Genomic DNA, 22,102 nt, shown 5'->3' with positions numbered 1-22,102 from the left:
CAGCCATTTGGGTTCCTCACTATGTAAATATTTTACAGGAGAAAGAAGGTGGCGATGATATCTTGCAGCTTGGCGCCGGAATTACGCTGGATGACCTGGCGTTTGAGCTCATCGGGAATGACCTCTATATCGGGATCCGCAATGAGAGCGATACGGGAACGACAGCATCACAGCTGCTGGATCATGTACAGATTATTGACTGGACTGACAACAAAAATACCATTGAACATATTACCTTAAACGATGGCCGCTCAATCAAGATTGAGGATATTGCGACATTTACCCAAGCAACAGCAGGTGCCGATACACTTGACACGACAGGTTCGGCAACTAATCACCTAATAACAGGGTTTGAGGGCGACGATAGCATAACCACAGGCAGTGGGGATGATCTTCTGATTGGCGGTGCTGGCAATGATACGCTTACCGGCGGTGCTGGAGATGACACCCTCGTGGGCGGTGAAGGCGACGATGCTGCAAGATATTCGGCATCTTTCGCTGAATACAATGTCTTGAAAGATGCCTTGACGGGTAATTGGTCGATTGAACATCTAAACTCAGGAAGTGATGGTATCGACGATTTAAGCGGGATAGCGCAATTCGAGTTCGCTGATGGGGTTATGGATGGCAACGGCTTTTTTACAGCGGCAATTGAAGGCGGATTGATCAACGTACCCATAGACGCTGTAGCCAGTGGAATCCTATCTAAGGGCTATGGACAAAATGTTGGTTCGCTGGTCTATGACATGAAGGAAGGCCCGACAAACGGGTCCGTTACTGTCAATCCAGACGGATCCTATAGCTATACTCCAGATGCAAGCTTCAGTGGCTCAGACAGCTTTACCTATCGATTTGTAGATGAAAATGGGGACATAACAATTGGAGAGATGACTGTTGAGGTTTTTGATCCCACGGTTAATGCGACCATTCAGCAAGTTAATACGTCAATTTCTCAACAGCAGCGTTATTCGTCAGTTGCCGTGCTTGACGACGGGAGCTATGTCGTTGTGTGGAATTCCATGCATTCCGGAGCAGAAATTTATGGGCAGAGATATGACGGGCAGGGCGGTGCTTTAGGTTCTGAATTTCTGGTTAATACATATACCTCCGGGACGCAGTCCTATCCGGCTGTTGCTGGATTAGATGATGGCGGTTTTGTCGTAGTTTACGCAGGTAGTCAAGATCCATCATATGGTATCTATGGCCAACGATATGACTCTAGCGGTGTTGCGGTTGGCGCTGAATTTCATGCGAATACTTATACAAGTAATGCGCAATATGAGCCGGATGTAACAGGACTTGCGGGTGGTGGCTTTGTGGTTGCTTGGTACTCTACGTCGCAAGATGGCAGTTCCCAGGGAGCTTATGGTCAAGCCTATGACGCACTAGGAAATATGGTAGGCACAGAGTTGCGTTTTAACACGACGACTTCGGGTAGCCAAAACAATCCTAATTTAACTGGTCTAGCAGGGGGTGGTTTTGTTGCAGTCTGGGATAGTGCTGGTGCATTGGATGGCAGCGGTACAGGTGTCTTTGCACAGCTATATACGTCTCTTGGCGTGGCAGTGGGAGGAGAGTTCCAAATAAACACTTACTATTCTAGTACACAAAGAGAGCCATCCGTGGCGATGTTGCAAAACGGTGGTTTTGTTGTCACGTGGGAATCGTATGCTCAGGATGGGAGCAACTATGGAGTATTTGGCCAACGCTTTGACGCTTCTGGTCAAATGATAGGCGCAGAATTTCAAGCAAATACTTATACGACGAGCCTGCAAAGATATTCGGATGTTGTAGGGCTTACCGGCGGTGGTTTTGTCGCAGTCTGGGCATCAAATGGCCAAGACGGCAGCAGTTACGGCATATTTGGCCAGGAATATGATGCAAGTGGGGCCGTTGTTGGAACAGAATTCCAAGTGAATGATTATACGACCAGTAGTCAACATCATCCATCAATTGCAGCGCTTACCGATGGCGGTTTTATTATTACATGGACATCGGTATCAGGTGATGGATCCAGCGAAGGTGTGTTTAGCCGAATTTACGGGGCTGCAGACAGAGTTTCCATAGGAACATCAGGCGACGACATCCTCATCGGGCATGACGGCAATGAAATACTTGAAGGCGGTTATGGCGCTGACGTTCTGGAAGGTGGCGTAGGCGATGATACGATCTCGGGTGGTCAGGGCGCAGACAGCTACATCTTCACTCGTGGTGACGGCCAGGACGTTATTGATGATAACGCCTCGGATGGGGCCTCGGACACCCTTGTCCTTGATACAGGCATCGACCATGACCAGCTTTGGTTCGAGCAAACGGGGGACGACTTACTCATCTCGGTTATTGGCACCAGTGATCAGATCACTGTCGAAAACTGGTATGCCGCAGCTGATAACAAGATTGAAGGTATTGAGACGAGTGATGGGCAAGTAACAGATATAACGGGTGTCGAAGCCCTTGTTTCTGCCATGGCTAGTTTCTCTCCGCCTGGCGGTGGCGAGACTGATCTGTCGGATCCTACATATGATCCATTGGATAGTGTGCTTGCTGCGAATTGGCAAACTCCAGTATAAATGACGTTACACGGCACTCAGAATCGCGCCGCGCTCAACGCGCTGCCGGTTCAATTGCTGACGTAGGTTTATGCCCGGATTATAGAAATCCCGACACAGAGTAATCTTATCCCGGAGTGAAATGAGGATACTCATAACCCGTTTCAAAAGGTGTCGTCGGCGAGGGCGCGGGGTAGGTGGACAGGTTCTTGGATTGGCAGTTGGTGCTGCTACAGACCATGCGCTTTGAAATGTTCTCAACTGGCATCACATAGACAAGGGCAGGCGGTAAGCGCTTTTTCAAATTTTCAATTAATATATCGGTGACCAGCACAGCAGATCTCGTGCAGTCATGACACCGAATTTCAATTCTGCGGTTATAAGTTTTGAGGTCTCCGAGCGTGGGCATTCATTTTCATATCACGCTGGCCTTAAGTCAGGTCAATGTAAAATACTATTATTTGAGCTGTAATTGGCTCCCGTACGATTGAGGGTTCGAAGGCGATATTTTTGGTTAAATTCAACTAGACAGCGCAGGAGCACAAACAGTAAAGTGCCAGTGTTACAACCCCAGGGGCGCTATTGCTGAGATGGCTTGTTTGCCTGTCCCTTTGAACCTGATCTGGTTAAAACCAGCGTAGGGAGTGTGCCGTTGTCAGAAATCGCCCTTTTAGTCGGTTGTTGATGTCACGTTTCCTACGATCACATAAATGGAAGCAAGGACATGCAACAGAAAATTATAGAGTCAATTTGGTCAGACTATGAATCGATTTGCGAAAACCGGCCGCTGATTCACAATATTACCAATCTTGTTGTCACCAATTTTTCGGCGAATGCGCTGCTTGCACTTGGGGCCTCTCCCCTTATGTCCCATGCGCCCGAAGAGCTTGAAGAAATTGTCGGTATCTCCAATGCCTTGGTTATCAATATTGGAACGCTGGATTTGCAGCAGATAAAGAGCATGGAGATTGCGGTGGAATATGCCAATAGAAAGCGAATTCCGATTGTTATTGACCCAGTGGGCGCCGGAGCAAGTGCCCTACGAACAAATACGACACTTTCTCTTCTTAAACAGGCAAATGGACCAATCGTGAAGGGGAATGGCGGCGAAATACTGGCGCTCGCCAATCAACAGGTGCAATCAAAAGGGGTAGACAGTTTATACCTGCCGTCTGACGCAATCACGGCAGCACAATCCTTGATAAATGAATTTGATGTGTCGGCGATAGCTATTAGCGGCCCGGAAGATGTGGTGCTCGATGGAACGAATTGTACGATCCATGCAAATGGTTCCAGTCTTATGCCGAATATCACGGGAATGGGCTGTATTCTGGCAGCAATTACAGGTGCTTTTTCAGCGGTGAGCGAAACCCCTTATACCGCGGCGCGAAACGCCATCTCACTGGTAAGTATTGCAGGGGAAATGGCGGCAATGAAATCACAGGGCCCAGGCAGTTTCCTGCCGCAATTTCTCGATCAGCTCTATGCGATAACACAGGAAGATTTGATGGCTCGGTTGAATGTCCGAGAGGTCTCTTAGAACTGCGGCGGATGGTCGCAAGGCATTGCATTCTGTCGGTAGTTCGGTATGTTGCCAAGCATGGAAAATGAACATGCCGTATCGTCTTCTGCCGCGGTCCCGACAAGCCAGAAACTGATTGTTTCCTGGCTGATTCTGGTAGCTATATTGGTATTTGCGATGATCGTCCTGGGCGGAGTGACCCGGCTGACCAATTCAGGCTTGTCCATGACCGACTGGAAGCCCGTGACGGGCTGGTTGCCGCCGCTCAGTGACCAGGCGTGGACAGCTGAATTTGACCGGTATAAAGCGTTCCCGGAGTATCAACAGGTGAACAAGGGGATGTCATTATCGGAGTTCAAAGGGATTTATGCCTTTGAATTTTCCCACCGTGTTCTTGGCCGGGTCATTGGCCTCGCCTTTTTTATCCCGTTTGTTTTATTTCTTGTTTTCCGGCGGATCCGGGGCCCGCTGGTTCCGCGGCTGACCTTTCTCTTTATATTGGGCGGCTTACAAGGTGGCATGGGTTGGTTCATGGTCAAGAGCGGTCTTGTCGATGATCCGGATGTCAGCCATTATCGCCTAACAGCTCATCTGGCACTTGCCAGCTTGATCTATTCGGTGATTTTGTGGACAGTCTTTGATCTATTGCGCCCCGTAAAAAACCGCAGGAGCCAGGAACCTGGATCCGCTCGATTCTGGTCAATAGCTTTGCTTGCCCTAATTTCCCTTCAAATTCTGATCGGCGGGTTTGTCGCGGGATTGAATGCCGGATTTGTCTTTAATGACTGGCCATTAATGGCGGGCCATTTTGTACCGGAAGAATTGCTGTACATGCAGCCTTGGTACGTAAATTTTCTCGAAAATCCCGCTGCCGTCCAATTTACCCATCGAATGGTCGCCTATGCTGTTGCCGCTGTCAGCGTTCTTTTGTACCTGATTAGCCGCTCTCAAAATATTGAATTGGCGGTTCGATCGTCCATATCATATTTGTTGATTGTTGTGTTTATTCAGATCTTTATTGGTATCCTTACGCTGCTCTACGTGGTCCCTGTGTCGTTGGGAGCATTGCATCAGGCTGGTGGTATTATCGTTTTGACGTTCAGTCTGTTTGTGGTTCACGAACTCTATGGAAGGCGTTCTTATGATTGATCGGCTAGATCATCTCGTCCTGACGGTGGCAAATCTCGAAGATACCAAGGAATTCTATTGCAATGTTCTTGGAATGGGGCTTGAAGTTTTCGGGGAGGGCCGACAGGCGCTGACGTTCGGGCGCTCAAAAATAAATTTACATATTCAAGGAAGAGAATTGGAGCCGCGAGCGCTGCTTGCCAAACCCGGAACCGCGGATCTTTGTTTTATTTTGTCAGGCAATCTTGCTGAATTGCAGATCAAGTTGGAGGCGGCGTCCATATCTATTTTACAAGGGCCTGTTAGTCGTACAGGAGCAACCGGGCCCATCACATCCATTTACGTGCGGGACCCGGATCTCAACCTTATCGAACTTGCGACATATGATCGTTAGTCGGTTATCGTGACTTTGGAAAGCGATTGCGCCAAGTCGGCGACAATATCATCTATATTCTCGATCCCGATGGATAACCGGATAACATCTGGTCCTGCACCCGCTGCTACTTGTTGTTCCTCTTCAAGTTGGCGATGTGTGGTTGAACTTGGATGGATGATCAGACTGCGGGTATCGCCAATATTGGCCAAATGCGAGAAGAGTTCCATATTCTCGACCATTTGAATACCGGCAAGATACCCGCCTTTTATCCCAAAAGTTAAAACCGCACCGGCCCCATCATTAAGGTATTTCTGTCCCAATTCGTAATAGGGATCGCTGGGTAACCCTGCATAGGAAACCCAAGCCACTTTATCGTGGTCTTTGAGATAGTTGGCAACGGCGAGTGCATTTCGGCTGTGGCGCTCCATGCGAAGGGGCAAGGTTTCGATGCCCGTCAGTATCAGAAAAGCATTGAAAGGGGATAGCGCTGGACCCAAATCGCGAAGCCCCAATGCGCGACATGCTATGCCAAAGCCTAGTTCGCCGAAGGTCTCGTGAAATTTCAGGCCATGATAGGAGGGGTTAGGTTCACTCATTGTTGGAAATTTTCCGGATCCCCGCCAATCGAATTTTCCACTATCGACAATAACCCCGCCAACAGAGTTTCCGTGTCCGCCAAGAAATTTTGTGGCCGAATGTAAAACAATGTCTGCGCCCCACTCAATGGGTCGGCAATGAAATGGCGTAGCCAATGTGTTGTCAACGATGAGAGGAATATTCGCTTCATGGGCGATATCCGCGATAGCCTGAATGTCGGTCATAACACCACCGGGGTTGGCAAGGCTTTCGATAAAAATAGCCTTACATTTTGGTGTCATGGCTTTTCGGAAATCTTCCGGGTCTTTCGGGTCAACGAAAATGGCGTTCCAGTCAAACTTCTTAAACGCCTGGCTAAATTGAGTGATCGATCCGCCATATAGCCGAGTTGATGCCAGAAATTCGTCGCCAGCTTCCATTAAAGTATGAAATGTCACCAATTGCGCCGCGTGACCTGACGCGACAGCAAGACCTGTTGCACCGCCTTCAAGTGTTGCGACTCGTTCTTCGAGCACGGCATTGGTTGGGTTGGTAAGGCGGCTATAGATATTGCCAAAAGCCTGTAGGTTGAAAAGTTCTGCCGCATGATCCACATCATCGAAAACATAGGACGCCGTCTGATAGATTGGTGTTACACGGGCGCCTGTGGTTGGGTCGGGTGTTGCACCGGCATGAATGGACAAGGTTTCAAATTTCGGATCGCTCATATTATTTCTTTCTAACAAGTTTTTGACGTTTTGCGGAAATTATGCCGGAGCGCCCACCCATGAATGCAATCTCACCGGACAGGCGTCCGTATTCAATTTTTGGGCATTTATTCATGACAACCTTTAAACCGGCGGCTTCAGCCTTGGCGGCGGCCTCGTCATGACGGACACCGAGTTGCATCCAGATTACTTTGGCGCCGATTTTAATCGCATCATCAACGATACCGGGAATGGCGTCGCTGGCTCGAAAGCAATCGACCATGTCCACAGGTACGGGAATATCAAGCAAGGAGGCGTAGACAGTCTCACCGATGATCTCGTTTCCAGCTTTGCCAGGATTGACCGGAATTTGACGAAACCCCTTACGCTTCATATATTTCATAACGTAATAGCTGGGGCGTGCCGGATTATCGCTGGCGCCAACAACGGCTATCGTTTCGACAGTATTTAGAATATCGCCGATATAAGCATCTTCATAATTGTCATGATTCATAAGGGCTATTCACCGCGCCATTTCGGATTACGTTTTTCTAAAAAGGCGGATATGCCTTCTTGTGCGTCTAGCGTCTGCATATTTTCAGACATGACGCGTGACGTATAAGCATAGGCCTCGTCCAACGGCATTGTCAGTTGGCTGTAGAATGCGGCTTTTCCAGTACGGACGGTGAGGGGAGATTTCGACGCAATACGGTTTGCATAGTCAAGAACCGTCTTGTCCAGATCTTCTTCCGCTACCGCATAATTTATCAGCCCAATACGAGCTGCCTGCTCGGCGTCCGCAAATTCACCCCCTAACAGCATCTCCATCGCGTGTTTGGGAGATACGTTACGGCTTAAAGCAACCATCGGCGTCGAACAAAACAAACCAAGATTTACACCCGGCGTTGCAAATGTTGATGTTGAGGATGCAAAGGCGAGATCACATGAAGCGATCAACTGAGTTCCGGCCGCTGTTGCCATGCCATTTACCTTGGCGATTACGGGCTTGGGCAGATTGACGATACTCTGCATCATCTTGCTGCATTGCTCAAACAGCTCTAGCATCGTCGCCTCACGGTCGATCCCAATAATCTCTTTCAGGTTATGTCCTGAACAAAATACCGGTCCAACTGCTTCCAATACGACAACATGCGCCTCTTTGGAGCCGTGCAGATCGTCGAGCATTTCCTGAATACTGGCCATGACGCTGGTTGAGAGAGCGTTTCGCGCTGCCGGATTGTTTAGCCGTATCGTCGCAATCTTATCAGCAATGGTCAGGACGATGGCATCTTCGTCTATCATTTCTTCTTTGATTATTTCAGACATTAATCCCTCCTTTTCTGCGGAAGACAGGTTCGTTTCGCGCTGTTGGACCATAACATAGCTTATTATGATAGAGGATCAATGACTGTATGGTCTTTGTGAATTGGCTGGTTCACCGAGAATAAGTTGCCATCTTTTCGAGTGCTGCTTATGGTTTCAGAAATAATTTAAGAAATATGGAGAAATTGACTGTGACTTTGATGACAGCCAAAATGCTTGAAGACTTCAATCGTGAACATTTTCCGCAAGTAGATCATATGAATATGCGGGTAGAGCATGTGGATGATAAGACAATTACCATTCGAATGTCGGTAACCGATCAACATCTTCGCCCCGGCGGTACGGTATCGGGCCCAACAATGATGGCGCTGGCAGATACTGGAATGTATCTTTTACTGCTGGCCCAAATCGGGCCGGTGGCACTTGCAGTGACAACAAATTTGAATATTAATTTTTTGCGCAAACCTGCGCCCGGTGACATAGTTGCCAGGGGAAATATTCTTAAATTAGGCAAGACTCTTGCCACCGGGGAAATATCTATTTACTCCATCGGAATTGAAGATCCAGTAGCTCATGCAACATTGACATATGCTATTCCACCAAAAAAGTAAAATTATGCGGTAATATGATACCGTAATGTTAAATCAGTGAAATAATTGCGTTATTTCGTTTGACATGACTCTCAACAGGGATTATATCCGCGCCATACCGGGGAGCGATGTGCTCCCTTTGTTTTGTTATGGCACGCTATAGCGAAGGCTGAGTTTAAAATGAAAACCTATTCTGCGAAACCCTCTGAGGTGGACTCAAAATGGCTGCTGATCGATGCTGAAGGCCTCGTTCTCGGTCGTCTTGCCTCGATTATTGCGAACCGTTTGCGCGGTAAGCATAAACCCATGTTTACGCCGCACATTAACTGCGGTGATCATGTTGTCGTCATCAATGCCGAGAAAGTCGCTTTGACAGGCAGAAAATTGACTGACAAAATTTTCTATTGGCACACTGGTTATCCTGGTGGGATCAAAAGCCGCACAGCGGAAAAGATCCTGGGCGGTGATAATCCGGAACGCATGATTATGAAAGCTGTTCAGCGGATGATCCCGCGCGGTGCATTGGGCCGGGAACAGTTTAGTAACCTCCGTGTATATCCCGGAGCGGAACATCCTCATGAAGCACAAAACCCCGAAGTTCTGGACGTAGCTTCCATGAATTCCAAGAACGTAAGGAGAGCCTAAGTATGGCTGATGAAGCAAACTCCCTTGAGGATCTGAAAACCCTGACAAGCGGCGCAGCCGCAGCTGACGCGCCCGCCGCTGAAGCCGGGGCAGAAGTTATCGAAGCTGCAGAAGTTATCGAAGTTGCCTTGCCGGATCCAAAAATCGACGAGCAAGGCCGTTCCTATGCCACCGGTAAACGGAAAAACGCGATTGCACGTGTTTGGATCAAACCAGGTTCTGGTAAGGTAATCGTCAATGGTCGGGACCAGGAAAGCTATTTTGCCCGTCCTGTTCTGCGGATGCTTTTGTTGCAGCCGTTTGAAGTAACTGATCGTGTTGGTCAGTTTGACGTCATTTGTACGGTTAAAGGCGGCGGACTATCCGGCCAGGCTGGTGCCGTACGTCACGGTGTTTCCAAAGCACTGACATATTACGAACCTGCATTGCGGCCTCCTTTGAAAGCTGCAGGCTTCATGACACGCGATAGTCGGGTTGTGGAACGGAAAAAATACGGCCGGGCGAAAGCGCGCCGGAGCTTCCAGTTCTCCAAGCGTTAATCGCGACGGACATACAAATACGAAAAGGGCTGCCTTCGGGGGGCCCTTTTTTTATGCAAATTCACTGCGCATCTTGAAAAAGCCAACGAGCGCAACAATCCCCATGATAGCCGCTGTTACAAGATATAATACAGCGAAATGACCTGTGCTTGCGTAGAGGGCACTGCAGGTTGCCATGCCTACGGTTCCGCCTAATAACTGAGCGGTCATGGTCAATCCGCTGCTTTGGCCGAGTTTATCGGCAGCCACGGAATTAACGATGGCACGGCGGGTTGAAACAAATTGGAACGGTAGTGCGCAACCCCAAGCGATAAAGGCTGGAATAAGGTAGTAATAGTTATCCAAAGTAACGGTCACCGCCATCCAGACCATTGCGCTGCAGTTCAATACCAAACCCATAAGTGATATTTTACGGGCATCAAATTTGTCGGCTAAAGATCCAGCAATTAGCGATGAAAACAGAGAAGGGATGACAGCTGGCAGCAGGGCAACGCCAGCAATTAATGGATTCATGCCAAATTTATCTTGCAGCAAAAGGGCGCCAAAAATGATCAAGGCTATTTTGCCGAACTCGCCCATAAATACGGTGGCATTCATCACGGAAAAAGTGCGCATGGAAAACAAAGAGAGCTCGATGAGTGGATTTTTCAACCGTGTCTCCACAAAAACAAACGCAATTGCAGCTATCAGACCGACAGCGAATCCAGCCATGATAAATGGATTATCCCAACCGTAATCCGGCCCTTCCATTGCGGCAATGACGAAGGTGCTTAGAGCGACAATCATCAATCCAAGTCCTTTGAAATCGACTTGTTGAAATCCTGAAGCTCCCTCGTTCGTTGGCTTGTGTGGTTCGCGCCAGGCAGATAGGACCACCACGGCAATGATAATGATCAACGGAATGTTGATCCAGAAAATCCATCGCCAACTGAGTACCTCTGTGAAAAATCCACCAACCAGCGGCCCGAGAGAAATAAATGTGCCGCCAATGGCTGTTTGTATGCCAAAGGCTCGTCCGCGTTGTTCTGGTGGAAAAACAGCTGTGATCATTGCGACAGTAAACGGAAAGATCACCGCCGCGCCAAGTCCCTGAAATCCGCGCGCAATGATAATCCAGGCGCTATTTTCAGCAAATCCACAGGCAATCGAAGATAAGCCGAAAATGATGAGGGCGCCCATAAACATCCTGCGGTAACCGAATAAGTCTCCCATTTTACCTGCCGCCGCAGCGAGAACGGTGAAAATCAGAAAATAAGCATTGACGATCCAGTGGCTACCGACCTGCGACATGCCGAGTTCTTTTTGAATAGTTGGAAGGGCGACGCCAACGACGGTTTCGTCAAGCACAATGAGTGCGAGTGTGCCGCCCATAGCGGCGAGAACCCACCATTTTCGGTTCTCATCGGTAATTCGGATCATCCGAGTGACACCTCATCGCGAATTTCAATACTTAACCGTAAGCGGATAAAGCGGCCTTGTAAAATAGTATACAGGCGGCCTAACCAGGTGACATTCAAATGCGGCCATGCCAATCTATAAAAAAGGGAGAAAAAAATGAAAAAGATGAAAGAATTTTATAATTGGGACGAGCTTCTCGGCGGGCTTAACAAGTACCTTCGGTTACGGGCCACACCAATTGGTATGAAGTTATTCGAAACGGTTGAAGAGATGGAAGCCGTTGATCGCATTCGGCGCCCGCAATTCATTCACACCGCGGATCAAATTGTCGCGCAGGCTTGCCGGTTAGGTTGGACTGTCGGTGCCACGGCTGATGATTTCGTCGGTGCTCAATGTGGGGCTGTGCTTGGATTGCGCCCCCAGGACGACGCTTGGCAAAAAGGGGAGAACTATGCCGGCGTTTGGTACGAGACAACGGAAGATGCCACTAATCACCAAACGGCAATGCAAGTCGTACCGGCAGGAACGTACACGGCGATGGCTGTATCGCCCTTATCATCCGGTAGATTGAACCCGCCAGATATTTGTTTGATTTATATGACACCAGCACAAATGATCTTGTTTATTAACGGCTTACAATGGGCGGGATACAAGAAACTGGATTTTAGTGTCGTGGGAGAATCTTCCTGCGCTGATTCCTGGGGAAGAGCTTTGTCGACGGGGGAGCCTAGCCTGTCGCTGCCATGTTTCGCAGAGCGCCGTTATGGTGGTGTTATGGAAGACGAATTATTGATGGCTATTCCACCTGCATATCTTCCTAAAGTGGTGGAAGGTCTTGCCAAGCTTTCTTCCAACGGATTGCGGTATCCCATTCCCCAATATGGAATTCAAAATGATGCTCGAGCGGGGTTGGCTGTAAGTTACAACAAATAATCGCAATAAGGGTTTATGTATTAACCCAACTATTATTTGCAAAAAAGTGTATCGGTCAAACTAGGGTTGCATAAAAGGAGAGTATGTATATAAAACAAGTGAATTAAAAACGAAAAAATTTTAGGGTCGCTAGTCAAAAATAGCGAGACTTTATTCTGGGTGGGACAGGGCGTATTTTTATGTCTATGAAAGTTTTTGAAGAAATTGACTGGATTACTGAAGAATCCAAGGAATTCGCACTATACTGGCGTGGACTAGACTATGATCAATTGGTGCCACGGCGTAGTAAATTTGATCCAACGAAAATAGTGTCACTTTTACCTGGTATTCAAATATACGAAGTTATTTCAGAGACTGAAATTATTTCGCGCCTTGCTGGAACCAATCTTGCCGAGCAAATGGGAACTGAACTTACGGGAAGAAACCTATTGGATTTTTATCCTGAAGATACACGGGCACAAGCTGGTCAAATTATGCTGGAACTGACGAGACGGCCCTGCGGGATTATTACAACATTGACCGGAACGGCGGAAAGCGGGCAAACCGTCAGAACCATATCTGTTGGTTTTCCTTTACTAGATGAGTGTGACAATTGTAATCGACTGGTTTTCTATTCTAACGGATTTGAAGGAAACGGCGCTCGCGATGCGCGGACAGATCAAATACGGCAACTCGGTGTTGAGCGGAGCACATTTATCAATCTTGATTTTAAGCCTACGCCTAGCAACTAGAAGTTTTTCAAGTTCTCCTTCAACATTTTATAAAAGTTTGCAATATGTAACCCGTCAACCAGTGCGTGGTGCGCCTGTACATTGACAGGCATTGTCCAACGGCCGTCAGAATTGGTAATTTTCCCCCAGGCAATGCGGGGAATACAATCTTCCGCACTCGCAACTGGATGATGCGCTGCTGTAAAATCCAACCAGGGCGTACAGCTAAGATAAATCCAATGGTCTTCGGTAGAAGTATTTTCATCTAACTCCGTTTGTTTTTCTCCCTCAATTTTTGCCAGCCGGCATGCGGCATCAAATACGTTCCAATCGTCATCGAAAACCACTTCACAAAAGGCGAATTGATCGTCGGCGATCGGCACCGTGAAAGAAGGATGAACTGTGTCATATTCGTAAACTTTTTCGCCGCCAAACCGGGTTCGAAATTCACTAATACCATTAGCCGTTTTCATAATCGTAAATAGGACGGCGTTAAATATCGAAAAATTTCGTGATTTCGCCTGATCCATGAATTCCGTTATTTCAACTGGGCCGGTTACGCTCATATGAGGAAAATCAAAACCACGAAATAGCTCGAATTGTCGCCGGCGATTCCAACTATCCAAATTAATATTCTTCATGTCGACGAGTTCTTGTCAATACTAACGCGTTGGTGCCAGTCAGAAAGAGATTCGTCCGGATACGCCTTAAAAACCTTGTCATTCTTGCCACGATTAAGGGGAACCCAGCTGTTTTTCGACGCGATCATCATATAGGTTCGTTCAGGCGGAACTGGCAGCTCTGTGTCGATAGCCGATGCAAAAGGATGAACGAGTTCTGGCCAGCGACTATCATTAAGCCAAAGGCCGCTTCCACATTTGGCGCAGAAATGGCGCTTCGCGTTACTGGTTTGATATTCTCCGTCGGTCATTTCAATCGCGGCCTGATAGATGGAAATATGTTCAGCGCCTTCAACTGTTAAGGAGCTCGAGTAACCGCCCAAATTTATGGCATATCCGCCACCGCCCTGCGTTTTTCTGCAAATATTGCAAAAACAGTGATTGAAAGGGTAGGGCTGATCAGATTCCAGAGAAAAAGTTACAGCTTGGCAGTGACAAGACCCCTTTAAGAGCATTTTATAACCTCTATTGTTTTTTCATTTCTTCTGGAAAACTGTCGAATTGCGGTAGCCCGTCCGCGATATCGTAATAATCTTTCTTGTCAGCGACAAATATATGACGAACAGTCTTCAAACCTGTGTCCCCGTCCAGGCTTCCAGCAAGAATGCTGACCATGTCGTGATTTGGTCGTCGCCAGAACATATTTGCACCGCATTCCATGCAGAACCCGCGCTCTGCCCAGTTAGAGGATTTAAACCATTTGAGGCCACGGTCTTGCGTAAAATGCAGCGCGTCCTTGGTGGCCGCAGTCGCGGCGAAATAATGTCCGCTGGATTTTTGGCATTGCGTGCAATGGCAGGAAATAATATCTCGTAGTGGTGGCTCTACTTCAAAAGCGACGGCACCACAAAGACAACTACCTTTAAGAATCGAAGTATCTTTGCTCACACTAATCTCCTAGTTTTTTAAAACGAAATCCCAAATATCTTTTGCCGGAATGAATATTCCCAAGAGCATTACGATAGAGCCGCTGACACGATTAATATATAAACCTACAGCCTTGTTTTGTTTCAAAGCCGACGCGATTGTGCCGGCGAATATACCCATACTACCCATCACCAAGAGAGCGCAGACCTGAAACAAGAAACCAAAAAATATAAACTGGGCTGTCGCATGTGTTGAAGTCGGATCAACAAATTGCGGTAAAAAGGCCAAAAAGAAGAGAGCTACCTTTGGGTTTAAAATATTCATTAGAATGGTTTGTCGGTATATCTGGCCGAGGGTCGGGTGATGGGCGCTTTTTTCCACATTGAGAGGTCCCGAGCGAGCTATTTGCCAACCGATATAGATTATATAAAAAGCCCCGGCATATTTGATAATGGTGAAGAGGATCGGAGAAGATGCCAGTAAGACTGAAAGGCCGAGGCCTGCAAGCGTAATATGAACGAAAATTCCGGTAATAAGGCCGAGTGCGGCAACTACCCCAGCCCGCCATCCCTGTGATAGGCCTCTCATGGCCACATAAACTATGTCAGGACCAGGGGCTAAAGTAAGCAGTAGTGCGCTTAAAACAAAGGAAAAGATAAGCGCGGAATCAGGCAACATGGGGCGTCTCCATTTTTGAGACCACAACTTACCACCAATCAATTTTCAGACCATACTGATTAAAGGCAAGTTGATATTTATCTGGTGATGAAGATCACAAAAACTTCAATTGACAAGATTCTTACTTGCAATCTTGAATATTTTCTATTACCCGAAATATCGGAGTATTGTATATGCATTCTTATAGATGTAGCGCAATGCCCTTACGTTCACTGTTCGCTGCAATTGGGCACTTTGTCAGCGGCTGTGTACGGTTCTATAGATTTAGTGTCCAGGAGACAAAAAATGGCAATTGGTACAGTAAAGTGGTTTAACCCGACTAAGGGATTTGGATTTATCGAGCCAGAAGGTGGCGGGTCAGACGCTTTTGTGCATATTTCAGCTGTTGAAAAAGCTGGGTTAACGACCCTTCAAGAAAACGCTAAAGTTCAATTTGAACTGGTTGAAGGTCGAAACGGCAAGGCATCCGCTGAAGAGCTCGTGCTGCTGGACTAAAATATGTTCGGAATTATTGAAAAGGCGGCGAGAGCCGCCTTTTTTATTGCCTATATTGCTCTTGATGCTGGACCAGGCATTGCCAAGCTCATTATTTGATGTAAACAACATGCTGAAAGTTGTTTATAACGCGTAAGGACTTTATGGATATGGACTACCCAATTAATAATGGGGACGATTTGAAGATTGAAGACCTGGGTATTCGCTTGAATGCCGATGATGCATTTTCAATACAAATTAAGGACTATGTTCATACCCTTAAAGGTGAAGAGTTGATTGTAGAAATGAAAGATCAACTTGATGTTCGCGGCGCTGTTCGCAACGCTCTTCTTCGAAAAGCAAATAAGGATATTCTAGCGGGCCTTAAAAAAGGCCGTCTCCGACTGGATGACGACAGCCGTGAAGGATTTGATTTAAACATATTGATCTGGTTTGCAGACAAAGCGTTGAAAGGTCAGCATCAGCAATATTTGGTTACCTAATTGCGAAGAAGAAGGAGCAGACCTCGTCAATGAGCGTCTGTAATACATGATGAATCCTACTCAGAAAATTAAGGCAGGTATCCTTGGTGCCAGCGGTTACACGGGTGCGGAAGTTATGCGGTTATTGCTACGGCATCCGAATATAGAAATTTGCTTCTTAACCGCGGATCGGAAAGCTGGTCAACCAGTTCAGGATGTTTACCCACATTTAGGCGGATACGGATTGCCAGACATGATTTCTGTAGATTCTGCTCCGTGGGACGACGTGGATGTCGTATTCTGCGGGTTGCCCCATGGCACGACGCAAGAAATTATAGTCGGGTTATCAACGACTTTGAAAATAATAGATTTATCTGCGGATTTTCGCATTGAGGATCCGGCAACCTATGAAGAATGGTATGGGCATGAGCATTTCGCTATGGAATTGCAATCCGAAGCCGTTTACGGGCTGACTGAATTTAATCGTGATGAAATCAAGAATGCGAGACTTGTCGCTTGCCCCGGCTGCTATCCAACAGCAGTTTTATTGGCACTGTTGCCATTGGTTTCGGCTGGGCTTATTGATCCCCATGATCTCGTAATCGATGCGAAATCCGGAACCACCGGTGCAGGGCGAGGTTTAAAACAAATGACTCTGTTTAGCGAAGCAGGAGAAGGTCTCAGCCCCTACAGTATTGCGTCGCATCGACATGCACCGGAAATAGAACAGGAAATCGCTAAATCGATAAAGGTTCCTGCAGCTGATATTCGAGTGAATTTTGTCCCGCATCTGGTGCCTATGAGCCGGGGAGAATTAATTACCGGTCATGTCCGGCTTTCACCAGGAAAAACTGTCCGGGATGTGAGGGCGGAATATTCCGCTGCTTTTGGTGATGAGCCTTTCATAAGATTGTTGCCTGAGGGCGCTGTGCCGCAAACCCAGATGGTCCGGGGCTCAAACAATTGCGTAATTAATGTTTTCGATGATCGTATTCCCGGAAGGGCGACGATAATTGCAGCAATTGATAATCTGGTTAAAGGATCAAGCGGTCAGGCGGTTCAAAACATGAACGTGATGTTTGACCTCGCTGAAACGACCGCATTGGAACAAGCACCGCTTTTCCCATAAGGCGAAAGACAGGATAAATAGACCCTATGACGAACCAACTGTTTCCGTTCAAAGGCATCGTTCCCACAGTGGCAGGGGGCGTATTTATAGCACCTTCAGCAAACGTTATCGGTGACGTTGTCATTGGCAAGGGGTCGAGTGTTTGGTTTAATTGCGTTTTGCGCGGCGACGTTTCCTACATTCGTATTGGGGAGCGCAGCAATGTTCAGGATGGAACGATCATACATGTTTCAAACGGCACACACCCCACGATCATCGGCGACGATGTCCTCGTTGGTCATAATTGTATGATCCATGGCTGCACGCTAGAAACGGGTAGTTTCGTTGGTATGGGAGCTACTGTGATGGATGGAGCCGTTGTGGAAACCGGCGGAATGGTTGCGGCTGGAGCACTGGTTACGCCAAACAAGCGGGTTGCCGCTGGTGAATTGTGGGGTGGGTCGCCTGCGAAATTTATACGACCTCTATCGGATCAGGAAAAAGAAAATCTAACGGGTGGTGCAACGCATTATGCAGGTCTTGCACAGGTATATATCAGCGAGCTTTCGTAACAAAGCATAAAGCATCTTACCGAGGTTCCCTGATAGAGTTTCAGGCCAACTGTATACGACCTTGTCTTTTCGTCCTGTAACCAGCACATAGCCTATTTCATCCTTCCTTTCACTCTATCGTGAAGAGAGTTGAGAGGATTGTTGTGGAATCTAGGCGTAACTTTTCCCATGACACAAAATTGGTAGGAACTACTGAATCATGGGAGAAAAATTACATGCTGGCACTTAATGGAAAACTATTATCGACGACCATTATCCCCGCGCTGATGGGCGTTGGCGGAATTATTGCTGTGACGACGGTTGCCGTCCCAGTTTCCATGATGACATTGAAACCTGCAGCGGCGGCATGTAATCCTTGCGCAGCAAAAAAACCAAAGAATGCCTGTAACCCGTGTGCAGCGAAAAAAGCTTGTGGTGCCTGTAATCCTTGTGCAGCCAAGAAAGCTTGCGGCGCTTGCAACCCATGTGCAGCAAAGAATCCTTGCGCAGCGAATGCCTGTAATCCTTGCGCGGCAAAAAAGAGTAGTTCCAACTGCATCGTTCCATCAGTTCAAAAAGCGGCAGCCTGTAATCCTTGCGCCGCTAAAAAGCCATGTGGTGCGTGTAATCCTTGTGGCGCAAAGAAAGCTTGCAGTGCCTGTAATCCTTGTGCTGCGAAAAAAGCCTGCAATCCTTGTAATCCATGCGCTGCAAAAAATCCCTGTGCGGCAAATGCCTGTAATCCCTGCAATCCTTGTGGCCCGTGCGGCGCAGCTGCAGTAGCGGACGTTGAGCTTGAGCCCGCGGAAGCTAACGCCGCATATGATTGTCTGAATGAGGATATGAAAAATTCATATGCGAAATCGAATGTAAAGGATGCCGGTTATTATATGGATTGGAAGATCTTCTCCACTGCACCATATGCGTCTGGAACTCATGGAGGCCGTCATGTTAGCAATTATGGCAACGCCGTAGCTGAGGAAGCCTACGCTCTTTATGAGGAAGGCGGAAAAATGCCGGTGGGGTCGGTTTTGGCTAAAGACAGTTTTGCCGTTCAAACAGACGGTCGCGCGGTCGTCGGGCCTTTGTTCATGATGGAGAAAATGGCCGCAGGCTTTAATGAAGCCAGTGGCAACTGGAAATACACCCTAATTCTACCAAATGGTCAAACGGTGGGAACCACTAATGGGCAGGGCAGTGGTGCTGTAAAATTCTGCTATGAATGTCATATGGCGGCAGAAGATACGGATAGTCTTTTCTTCCTGCCGGAAGAAGTGCGCGTTAATTAACACTGAAAAGACTGATGTCGGGATGGCCGGCATCAGTCGATTTTAAACGAGGGGTGTCGCTTTATCTGAAAGGATAATCATGTTCGCTTCGGCTCGAAGTTTTCAAAATTACCTTGCAATAATAGTCACTGCGTTGATTAGCAGCTTATTTTTGTTTCCTGCATATGCTCAACAAGACGATGATGTGAAACCTATTGGGCATATTGAACTCTCCAATCCTGCTGATCTAACCAAACAACAGGCTGAGCAGATTTACCTCTCGGTCCTTCCAGAGATAAAAGCTATCTTTGCCATGTCGGATATTGGTGCAGCGACCAAATATACTAGTTGGAAGCGCTACAATAATGCCCCGTACATTTCGGCAACCCATGGCGCCCGGTACGTCGATAATTATGCGAATGAGATTGCAAAAGACTACGGGAAACTGAAGCGCGGAGAAACCTATCCAAAAGGCTCAATTCTAGCGAAAGACAGTTTTTCGGTGACGTCAGATCAAAGTATTTTCCCCGGTGCGTTGTTTCTGATGGAGAAAATGGGGAAAGGATTTAATAAACCCAGTGGCGATTGGAAATACACAATGGTATTGCCCGACGGAAGTGTCTTTGGCACAACCAACGGGGAAAACAGTGATATCGTTGAATTTTGCATCGGTTGCCATGCCGCAAAAGCAACGCTGGACCATATTTTCTACGTCCCGAAAGGCTATAGCAAGGATCCGTGATTAGCCCTCTTTGTGCTTTCCTTCTTTGGCGCGGACTTTGACATAGCTTCCCGGTGCATCCTCGATGGCTTTTAACTTGCCCTTGGACGGATCGCGCGCGGCGACCTTTGGTCCGGATTTCTTACTAAGCCATTTGTCCCAATAGGGCCACCAGGATCCAGGATGCTCATCAGCCTCCGCCAGCCATTCTTCGCCCGTCTCATACTTTTTCTTCTTGGTATTGGTCCAATGCTGATACTTCTTGGCATCGGGGTGATTGATCACTCCCGCAATATGGCCAGATCCCGCCAGCATAAACTCTGCAGGGCCTCCAAAAAGTTTGGTGTCTTTAAACACGGATTTGAAGGGCGCGATATGATCTTCTTTGCTGGCTTGAACAAAAATTGGAATTTTCACTTTCGTCAGATCGACGGGATGGCCACCCAGGGTAAGCGCACCAGGCTTTTGCAACAAGTTTTTCTGGTACATGTTGCGCAAGTAAAAACTATGCATTTTCGGGGGCATATTAGTTGTATCAGAATTCCAATATAAGAGATCGAATGGGAACGGGGATTTACCCAGCATGTAATTGTTGATAACAAAAGACCAGATAAGATCATTGGAGCGTAACATGTTAAAAGTGGAGGCCATATCTTTGCCTTCCAGAAAACCGGCTTCCTCCATTTTACGTTCGATAATCTGTATTTGCTCTTCGTCAGTAAAGACAAGGAGATCGCCGGCATCTTCAAAATCCAATTGTGTCGCAAAAAAAGTACATGCGGTAATCCGGGTTTCGCCAATCGCGGCAAGATACGATAAGGTTGTGGCCATTAATGTTCCACCGATACAATAACCAATAGCCGTTACTTCCTTTTCACCAATAGTCGTTTCAATGGCATCCAGGGCCGCCAAAACTCCTTCTGACATATAGCTTTCGAAGGTTTTCTCGGTATGACGTTCATCCGGATTGACCCAGGAGATTACAAAGACGGTGTAGCCTTGTTCTACGCACCATTTGATGAAGGAATTTTCCTGCTTCAAGTCGAGGATGTAGAATTTATTGATCCAGGGCGGCGTGATAAGAAGGGGTTTTTTATAGACTTTGTCCGTTGCTGGCGAAAATTGCAGCAATTGCATTAAGTCATTTTCAAAGACGACCTTGCCCGGACTGACGGCAATGTTTTTGCCGACTTCAAAGGCGCTTTCATCGGTCATCTTTGGACTTATTTGCCCTTTGCCTCGTTTCAGATCGTCCAGCATGTTCTCAAGACCATGCACCAGGTTGTCACCCTTGGTTTCCACGGTTTTCTTTAAAACATCAGGATTGGACCAGAAGAAATTGGTCGGAGACAAGGCATCCGTATAGACCTTGGTATAAAAATCGACTTTCTTTTTTGTGTGCTCATCCAAGCCTTCAACGTCTGCGACTGTGTCTTGTACCCAGTTAGATGTGAGAAGGTAGGATTGTTTGATATAATCAAACACTTGGTTTTTGTTCCATTCATCCGACTTGAACCGTTTGTCCCCAGCTTCCGGCTTGACCATTGGATCGGCTTCTTGACCGCCGGCACGCATCGCTGCGTTCTGCCAAAGATCAAGATAATTTTTCCAGAGAGTTGTCTGTGCCTCCAGTATCTTAGCTGGATCCGTCATCATTTTGGTGGTCATGTCCATGAAGGCTTTGCCGATATTCAACGGATCCGGATCAACATCTTTTGTTTGCTGACTGTTCAGGAATTCGGTGACTATCTCCTGACTTTGCACCGCAATCTTGGCGAAATTTTCTGCGAACTCTTTTGAATTGTCGAGAATTTCCTGGCTGCTTTCTTGCGGGTCATTTTTTTGCACAATGGCACCTATTCTGTTGGTCATGGTCGACAAAGCGTTACCGGTACACCTGTCTGAAATATCAAGGCTGGATCTAAAAGGAGCCAGTCGGTCGCTCGCGGTTGTTGTTCTTACTAGAAATCGTTGCGAATTTGCCCTTCATATGCTTTATGATATCTTTGAATTTACTTAAGTTAAATCAAAAAGTTTTCTATTTTAAAATAGGGACTAACTGATTTCTGAATATCTTAAAGCGGGCGTAGAGATGGATGAACTTGTTACGGTACCGATGAACTCAAATTCCAGATTTCTAAAAAGAGCGGCAGGGTTTCTATTCGTTGCCAGTTTTTTGGTTGTTGCCGGTTGCTCAACCGATGATGCGGAAGATGAAAAATCGGCGGAATATCCGACTCTAAGTACAGTTCCAAATGATTCAGGAGCTGCAACGGC

At 47.2% G+C, this 22,102-nt stretch carries 28 protein-coding genes and 1 riboswitch; of the genes, 16 read left to right on the top strand and 12 right to left on the bottom strand.

Annotated features, from left to right (window positions below):
- Positions 1-2,570, top strand: a 2,570-nt coding sequence (locus V7723_RS18760) for an Ig-like domain-containing protein (protein WP_335686028.1), incomplete at its 5' end; no start/stop codon positions are given.
- A 106-nt stretch (positions 2,571-2,676) separates the two neighbouring features.
- Here V7723_RS18760 and V7723_RS18755 read toward each other — a convergent pair.
- Positions 2,677-2,958 (bottom strand): hypothetical protein, encoded by a 282-nt coding sequence (locus tag V7723_RS18755; RefSeq protein WP_335686027.1) that lies wholly within the window; start codon positions 2,956-2,958, stop codon positions 2,677-2,679.
- Between the two features lie 153 nt (positions 2,959-3,111).
- A riboswitch (TPP riboswitch) is annotated at positions 3,112-3,211 on the top strand.
- 62 nt (positions 3,212-3,273) lie between these two features.
- On the opposite strand from V7723_RS18755, the gene thiM reads away from it, so the two are divergent.
- The 3 genes from thiM to V7723_RS18740 are packed head-to-tail and all read left to right on the top strand — an operon-like array spanning position 3,274 to position 5,593.
- Positions 3,274-4,089, top strand: coding sequence for a hydroxyethylthiazole kinase (thiM, locus tag V7723_RS18750; protein ID WP_335686026.1), 816 nt, complete (start codon positions 3,274-3,276; stop codon positions 4,087-4,089).
- A gap of 60 nt (positions 4,090-4,149) precedes the next feature.
- Positions 4,150-5,220 carry a COX15/CtaA family protein gene (locus V7723_RS18745; RefSeq protein ID WP_335686025.1) on the top strand — a complete coding sequence of 357 codons (1,071 nt, stop codon included), beginning with the start codon at positions 4,150-4,152 and terminating at the stop codon, positions 5,218-5,220.
- Positions 5,213-5,593, top strand: a complete 381-nt coding sequence (locus tag V7723_RS18740; protein ID WP_335686024.1) for a VOC family protein — start codon at positions 5,213-5,215, stop codon at positions 5,591-5,593. Before V7723_RS18745 ends, V7723_RS18740 begins: the two co-directional genes overlap by 8 nt.
- Here the strand turns inward: V7723_RS18740 and V7723_RS18735 are convergent.
- The 3 genes from V7723_RS18735 to V7723_RS18725 are packed head-to-tail and all read right to left on the bottom strand — an operon-like array spanning position 5,590 to position 8,184.
- On the bottom strand, positions 5,590-6,879 hold the full coding sequence (locus V7723_RS18735) for an O-acetylhomoserine aminocarboxypropyltransferase (protein ID WP_335686023.1): 1,290 nt from the start codon (positions 6,877-6,879) through the stop codon (positions 5,590-5,592). The genes V7723_RS18740 and V7723_RS18735 overlap by 4 nt on opposite strands.
- 1 nt (position 6,880) lies before the next feature.
- Positions 6,881-7,372: a CoA-binding protein gene (locus tag V7723_RS18730; protein WP_335686022.1), complete on the bottom strand. Its 492-nt coding sequence runs from the start codon at positions 7,370-7,372 to the stop codon at positions 6,881-6,883.
- Between the two features lie 5 nt (positions 7,373-7,377).
- Positions 7,378-8,184 (bottom strand): enoyl-CoA hydratase, encoded by an 807-nt coding sequence (locus V7723_RS18725; RefSeq protein WP_335686021.1) that lies wholly within the window; start codon positions 8,182-8,184, stop codon positions 7,378-7,380.
- 197 nt (positions 8,185-8,381) lie between these two features.
- Here V7723_RS18725 and V7723_RS18720 point away from each other — a divergent pair, with 197 nt between their 5' ends.
- From V7723_RS18720 to rpsI, 3 genes are all read left to right on the top strand, one after another.
- Positions 8,382-8,792, top strand: coding sequence for a PaaI family thioesterase (locus V7723_RS18720; protein WP_335686030.1), 411 nt, complete (start codon positions 8,382-8,384; stop codon positions 8,790-8,792).
- Positions 8,793-8,951: 159 nt separating this feature from the next.
- On the top strand, positions 8,952-9,416 hold the full coding sequence (rplM, locus tag V7723_RS18715) for a 50S ribosomal protein L13 (protein ID WP_335686020.1): 465 nt from the start codon (positions 8,952-8,954) through the stop codon (positions 9,414-9,416).
- Positions 9,417-9,418: 2 nt separating this feature from the next.
- Positions 9,419-9,955, top strand: coding sequence for a 30S ribosomal protein S9 (gene rpsI / locus V7723_RS18710; protein ID WP_443024263.1), 537 nt, complete (start codon positions 9,419-9,421; stop codon positions 9,953-9,955).
- Positions 9,956-10,006: 51 nt separating this feature from the next.
- On the opposite strand, the gene V7723_RS18705 is transcribed toward rpsI, so the two are convergent.
- Positions 10,007-11,374, bottom strand: coding sequence for an MFS transporter (locus V7723_RS18705; RefSeq protein WP_335686019.1), 1,368 nt, complete (start codon positions 11,372-11,374; stop codon positions 10,007-10,009).
- A gap of 135 nt (positions 11,375-11,509) precedes the next feature.
- On the opposite strand from V7723_RS18705, the gene V7723_RS18700 reads away from it, so the two are divergent.
- Both V7723_RS18700 and V7723_RS18695 read left to right on the top strand, forming a co-directional pair.
- Entirely contained in the window at positions 11,510-12,286 is a 777-nt protein-coding gene (locus tag V7723_RS18700) for a DUF169 domain-containing protein (protein ID WP_335686018.1), read from the top strand.
- 179 nt (positions 12,287-12,465) lie between these two features.
- The gene (locus V7723_RS18695) at positions 12,466-13,017 is read left to right on the top strand and encodes a PAS domain-containing protein (protein ID WP_335686017.1); all 552 of its coding nucleotides are present in this window, start codon (positions 12,466-12,468) and stop codon (positions 13,015-13,017) included.
- On the opposite strand, the gene V7723_RS18690 is transcribed toward V7723_RS18695, so the two are convergent.
- Genes V7723_RS18690 through V7723_RS18675 form a run of 4 tightly spaced genes read right to left on the bottom strand, consistent with a single transcriptional unit; the run spans position 13,014 to position 15,221 of the window.
- Positions 13,014-13,637: a CatA-like O-acetyltransferase gene (locus V7723_RS18690; RefSeq protein ID WP_335686016.1), complete on the bottom strand. Its 624-nt coding sequence runs from the start codon at positions 13,635-13,637 to the stop codon at positions 13,014-13,016. The two genes, V7723_RS18695 and V7723_RS18690, sit on opposite strands and share 4 nt — an antisense overlap.
- Entirely contained in the window at positions 13,634-14,131 is a 498-nt protein-coding gene (locus V7723_RS18685; RefSeq protein ID WP_335686015.1) for a GFA family protein, read from the bottom strand. The genes V7723_RS18690 and V7723_RS18685 overlap by 4 nt, the downstream gene beginning before the upstream one ends.
- Positions 14,132-14,141: 10 nt before the next feature.
- Complete coding sequence (locus V7723_RS18680; protein ID WP_335686014.1) at positions 14,142-14,564, bottom strand: GFA family protein; 423 nt, start codon at positions 14,562-14,564, stop codon at positions 14,142-14,144.
- Between the two features lie 9 nt (positions 14,565-14,573).
- Positions 14,574-15,221, bottom strand: a complete 648-nt coding sequence (locus V7723_RS18675; RefSeq protein WP_335686013.1) for a LysE family translocator — start codon at positions 15,219-15,221, stop codon at positions 14,574-14,576.
- A gap of 285 nt (positions 15,222-15,506) precedes the next feature.
- On the opposite strand from V7723_RS18675, the gene V7723_RS18670 reads away from it, so the two are divergent.
- The 4 genes from V7723_RS18670 to V7723_RS18655 all read left to right on the top strand — a co-directional run bounded on the left by V7723_RS18670 (position 15,507) and on the right by V7723_RS18655 (position 17,857).
- Positions 15,507-15,716: a cold-shock protein gene (locus tag V7723_RS18670; RefSeq protein WP_335686012.1), complete on the top strand. Its 210-nt coding sequence runs from the start codon at positions 15,507-15,509 to the stop codon at positions 15,714-15,716.
- A 149-nt stretch (positions 15,717-15,865) separates the two neighbouring features.
- Positions 15,866-16,198, top strand: coding sequence for a hypothetical protein (locus V7723_RS18665; protein WP_335686011.1), 333 nt, complete (start codon positions 15,866-15,868; stop codon positions 16,196-16,198).
- A gap of 46 nt (positions 16,199-16,244) precedes the next feature.
- Positions 16,245-17,306 carry an N-acetyl-gamma-glutamyl-phosphate reductase gene (gene argC, locus V7723_RS18660; RefSeq protein ID WP_335686010.1) on the top strand — a complete coding sequence of 354 codons (1,062 nt, stop codon included), beginning with the start codon at positions 16,245-16,247 and terminating at the stop codon, positions 17,304-17,306.
- 26 nt (positions 17,307-17,332) lie between these two features.
- Positions 17,333-17,857, top strand: a complete 525-nt coding sequence (locus tag V7723_RS18655) for a gamma carbonic anhydrase family protein (protein WP_335686009.1) — start codon at positions 17,333-17,335, stop codon at positions 17,855-17,857.
- 211 nt (positions 17,858-18,068) lie between these two features.
- On the opposite strand, the gene V7723_RS18650 is transcribed toward V7723_RS18655, so the two are convergent.
- Positions 18,069-18,389: a hypothetical protein gene (locus tag V7723_RS18650; protein WP_335686008.1), complete on the bottom strand. Its 321-nt coding sequence runs from the start codon at positions 18,387-18,389 to the stop codon at positions 18,069-18,071.
- Between the two features lie 18 nt (positions 18,390-18,407).
- On the bottom strand, positions 18,408-18,587 hold the full coding sequence (locus tag V7723_RS18645) for a hypothetical protein (protein WP_335686007.1): 180 nt from the start codon (positions 18,585-18,587) through the stop codon (positions 18,408-18,410).
- A gap of 91 nt (positions 18,588-18,678) precedes the next feature.
- On the opposite strand from V7723_RS18645, the gene V7723_RS18640 reads away from it, so the two are divergent.
- On the top strand, positions 18,679-19,125 hold the full coding sequence (locus V7723_RS18640; RefSeq protein WP_335686006.1) for a cytochrome P460 family protein: 447 nt from the start codon (positions 18,679-18,681) through the stop codon (positions 19,123-19,125).
- Positions 19,126-19,204: 79 nt separating this feature from the next.
- Positions 19,205-19,846 (top strand): cytochrome P460 family protein, encoded by a 642-nt coding sequence (locus V7723_RS18635; RefSeq protein WP_335686005.1) that lies wholly within the window; start codon positions 19,205-19,207, stop codon positions 19,844-19,846.
- On the opposite strand, the gene V7723_RS18630 is transcribed toward V7723_RS18635, so the two are convergent.
- Complete coding sequence (locus V7723_RS18630) at positions 19,847-21,697, bottom strand: PHA/PHB synthase family protein (RefSeq protein ID WP_443024262.1); 1,851 nt, start codon at positions 21,695-21,697, stop codon at positions 19,847-19,849.
- 220 nt (positions 21,698-21,917) lie between these two features.
- On the opposite strand from V7723_RS18630, the gene V7723_RS18625 reads away from it, so the two are divergent.
- The coding region (locus V7723_RS18625) for a hypothetical protein (RefSeq protein ID WP_335686003.1) at positions 21,918-22,102 on the top strand (185 nt) is incomplete at its 3' end.

Origin of the sequence: Sneathiella sp., from assembly GCF_036960985.1 — a bacterium.
Taxonomy (GTDB): domain Bacteria; phylum Pseudomonadota; class Alphaproteobacteria; order Sneathiellales; family Sneathiellaceae; genus Sneathiella.
Note: the sequence above shows the minus strand (reverse complement) of the source record. Positions and strands in the feature narration are given on the sequence as shown.

Bases quoted from the DNA above. Each gene is read 5' to 3' on its own strand.
- V7723_RS18755 (WP_335686027.1), bottom strand. From the start codon at position 2,958: ATGCCCACGCTCGGAGACCTCAAAACTTATAACCGCAGAATTGAAATT.
- thiM (WP_335686026.1), top strand. From the start codon at position 3,274: ATGCAACAGAAAATTATAGAGTCAATTTGGTCAGACTATGAATCGATT.
- V7723_RS18745 (WP_335686025.1), top strand. From the start codon at position 4,150: ATGGAAAATGAACATGCCGTATCGTCTTCTGCCGCGGTCCCGACAAGC.
- V7723_RS18740 (WP_335686024.1), top strand. From the start codon at position 5,213: ATGATTGATCGGCTAGATCATCTCGTCCTGACGGTGGCAAATCTCGAA.
- V7723_RS18735 (WP_335686023.1), bottom strand. From the start codon at position 6,879: ATGAGCGATCCGAAATTTGAAACCTTGTCCATTCATGCCGGTGCAACA.
- V7723_RS18730 (WP_335686022.1), bottom strand. From the start codon at position 7,372: ATGAATCATGACAATTATGAAGATGCTTATATCGGCGATATTCTAAAT.
- V7723_RS18725 (WP_335686021.1), bottom strand. From the start codon at position 8,184: ATGTCTGAAATAATCAAAGAAGAAATGATAGACGAAGATGCCATCGTC.
- V7723_RS18720 (WP_335686030.1), top strand. From the start codon at position 8,382: ATGACAGCCAAAATGCTTGAAGACTTCAATCGTGAACATTTTCCGCAA.
- rplM (WP_335686020.1), top strand. From the start codon at position 8,952: ATGAAAACCTATTCTGCGAAACCCTCTGAGGTGGACTCAAAATGGCTG.
- rpsI (WP_443024263.1), top strand. From the start codon at position 9,419: ATGGCTGATGAAGCAAACTCCCTTGAGGATCTGAAAACCCTGACAAGC.
- V7723_RS18705 (WP_335686019.1), bottom strand. From the start codon at position 11,374: ATGATCCGAATTACCGATGAGAACCGAAAATGGTGGGTTCTCGCCGCT.
- V7723_RS18700 (WP_335686018.1), top strand. From the start codon at position 11,510: ATGAAAAAGATGAAAGAATTTTATAATTGGGACGAGCTTCTCGGCGGG.
- V7723_RS18695 (WP_335686017.1), top strand. From the start codon at position 12,466: ATGTCTATGAAAGTTTTTGAAGAAATTGACTGGATTACTGAAGAATCC.
- V7723_RS18690 (WP_335686016.1), bottom strand. From the start codon at position 13,637: ATGAAGAATATTAATTTGGATAGTTGGAATCGCCGGCGACAATTCGAG.
- V7723_RS18685 (WP_335686015.1), bottom strand. From the start codon at position 14,131: ATGCTCTTAAAGGGGTCTTGTCACTGCCAAGCTGTAACTTTTTCTCTG.
- V7723_RS18675 (WP_335686013.1), bottom strand. From the start codon at position 15,221: ATGTTGCCTGATTCCGCGCTTATCTTTTCCTTTGTTTTAAGCGCACTA.
- V7723_RS18670 (WP_335686012.1), top strand. From the start codon at position 15,507: ATGGCAATTGGTACAGTAAAGTGGTTTAACCCGACTAAGGGATTTGGA.
- V7723_RS18665 (WP_335686011.1), top strand. From the start codon at position 15,866: ATGGACTACCCAATTAATAATGGGGACGATTTGAAGATTGAAGACCTG.
- argC (WP_335686010.1), top strand. From the start codon at position 16,245: ATGATGAATCCTACTCAGAAAATTAAGGCAGGTATCCTTGGTGCCAGC.
- V7723_RS18655 (WP_335686009.1), top strand. From the start codon at position 17,333: ATGACGAACCAACTGTTTCCGTTCAAAGGCATCGTTCCCACAGTGGCA.
- V7723_RS18640 (WP_335686006.1), top strand. From the start codon at position 18,679: ATGAAAAATTCATATGCGAAATCGAATGTAAAGGATGCCGGTTATTAT.
- V7723_RS18635 (WP_335686005.1), top strand. From the start codon at position 19,205: ATGTTCGCTTCGGCTCGAAGTTTTCAAAATTACCTTGCAATAATAGTC.
- V7723_RS18630 (WP_443024262.1), bottom strand. From the start codon at position 21,697: ATGACCAACAGAATAGGTGCCATTGTGCAAAAAAATGACCCGCAAGAA.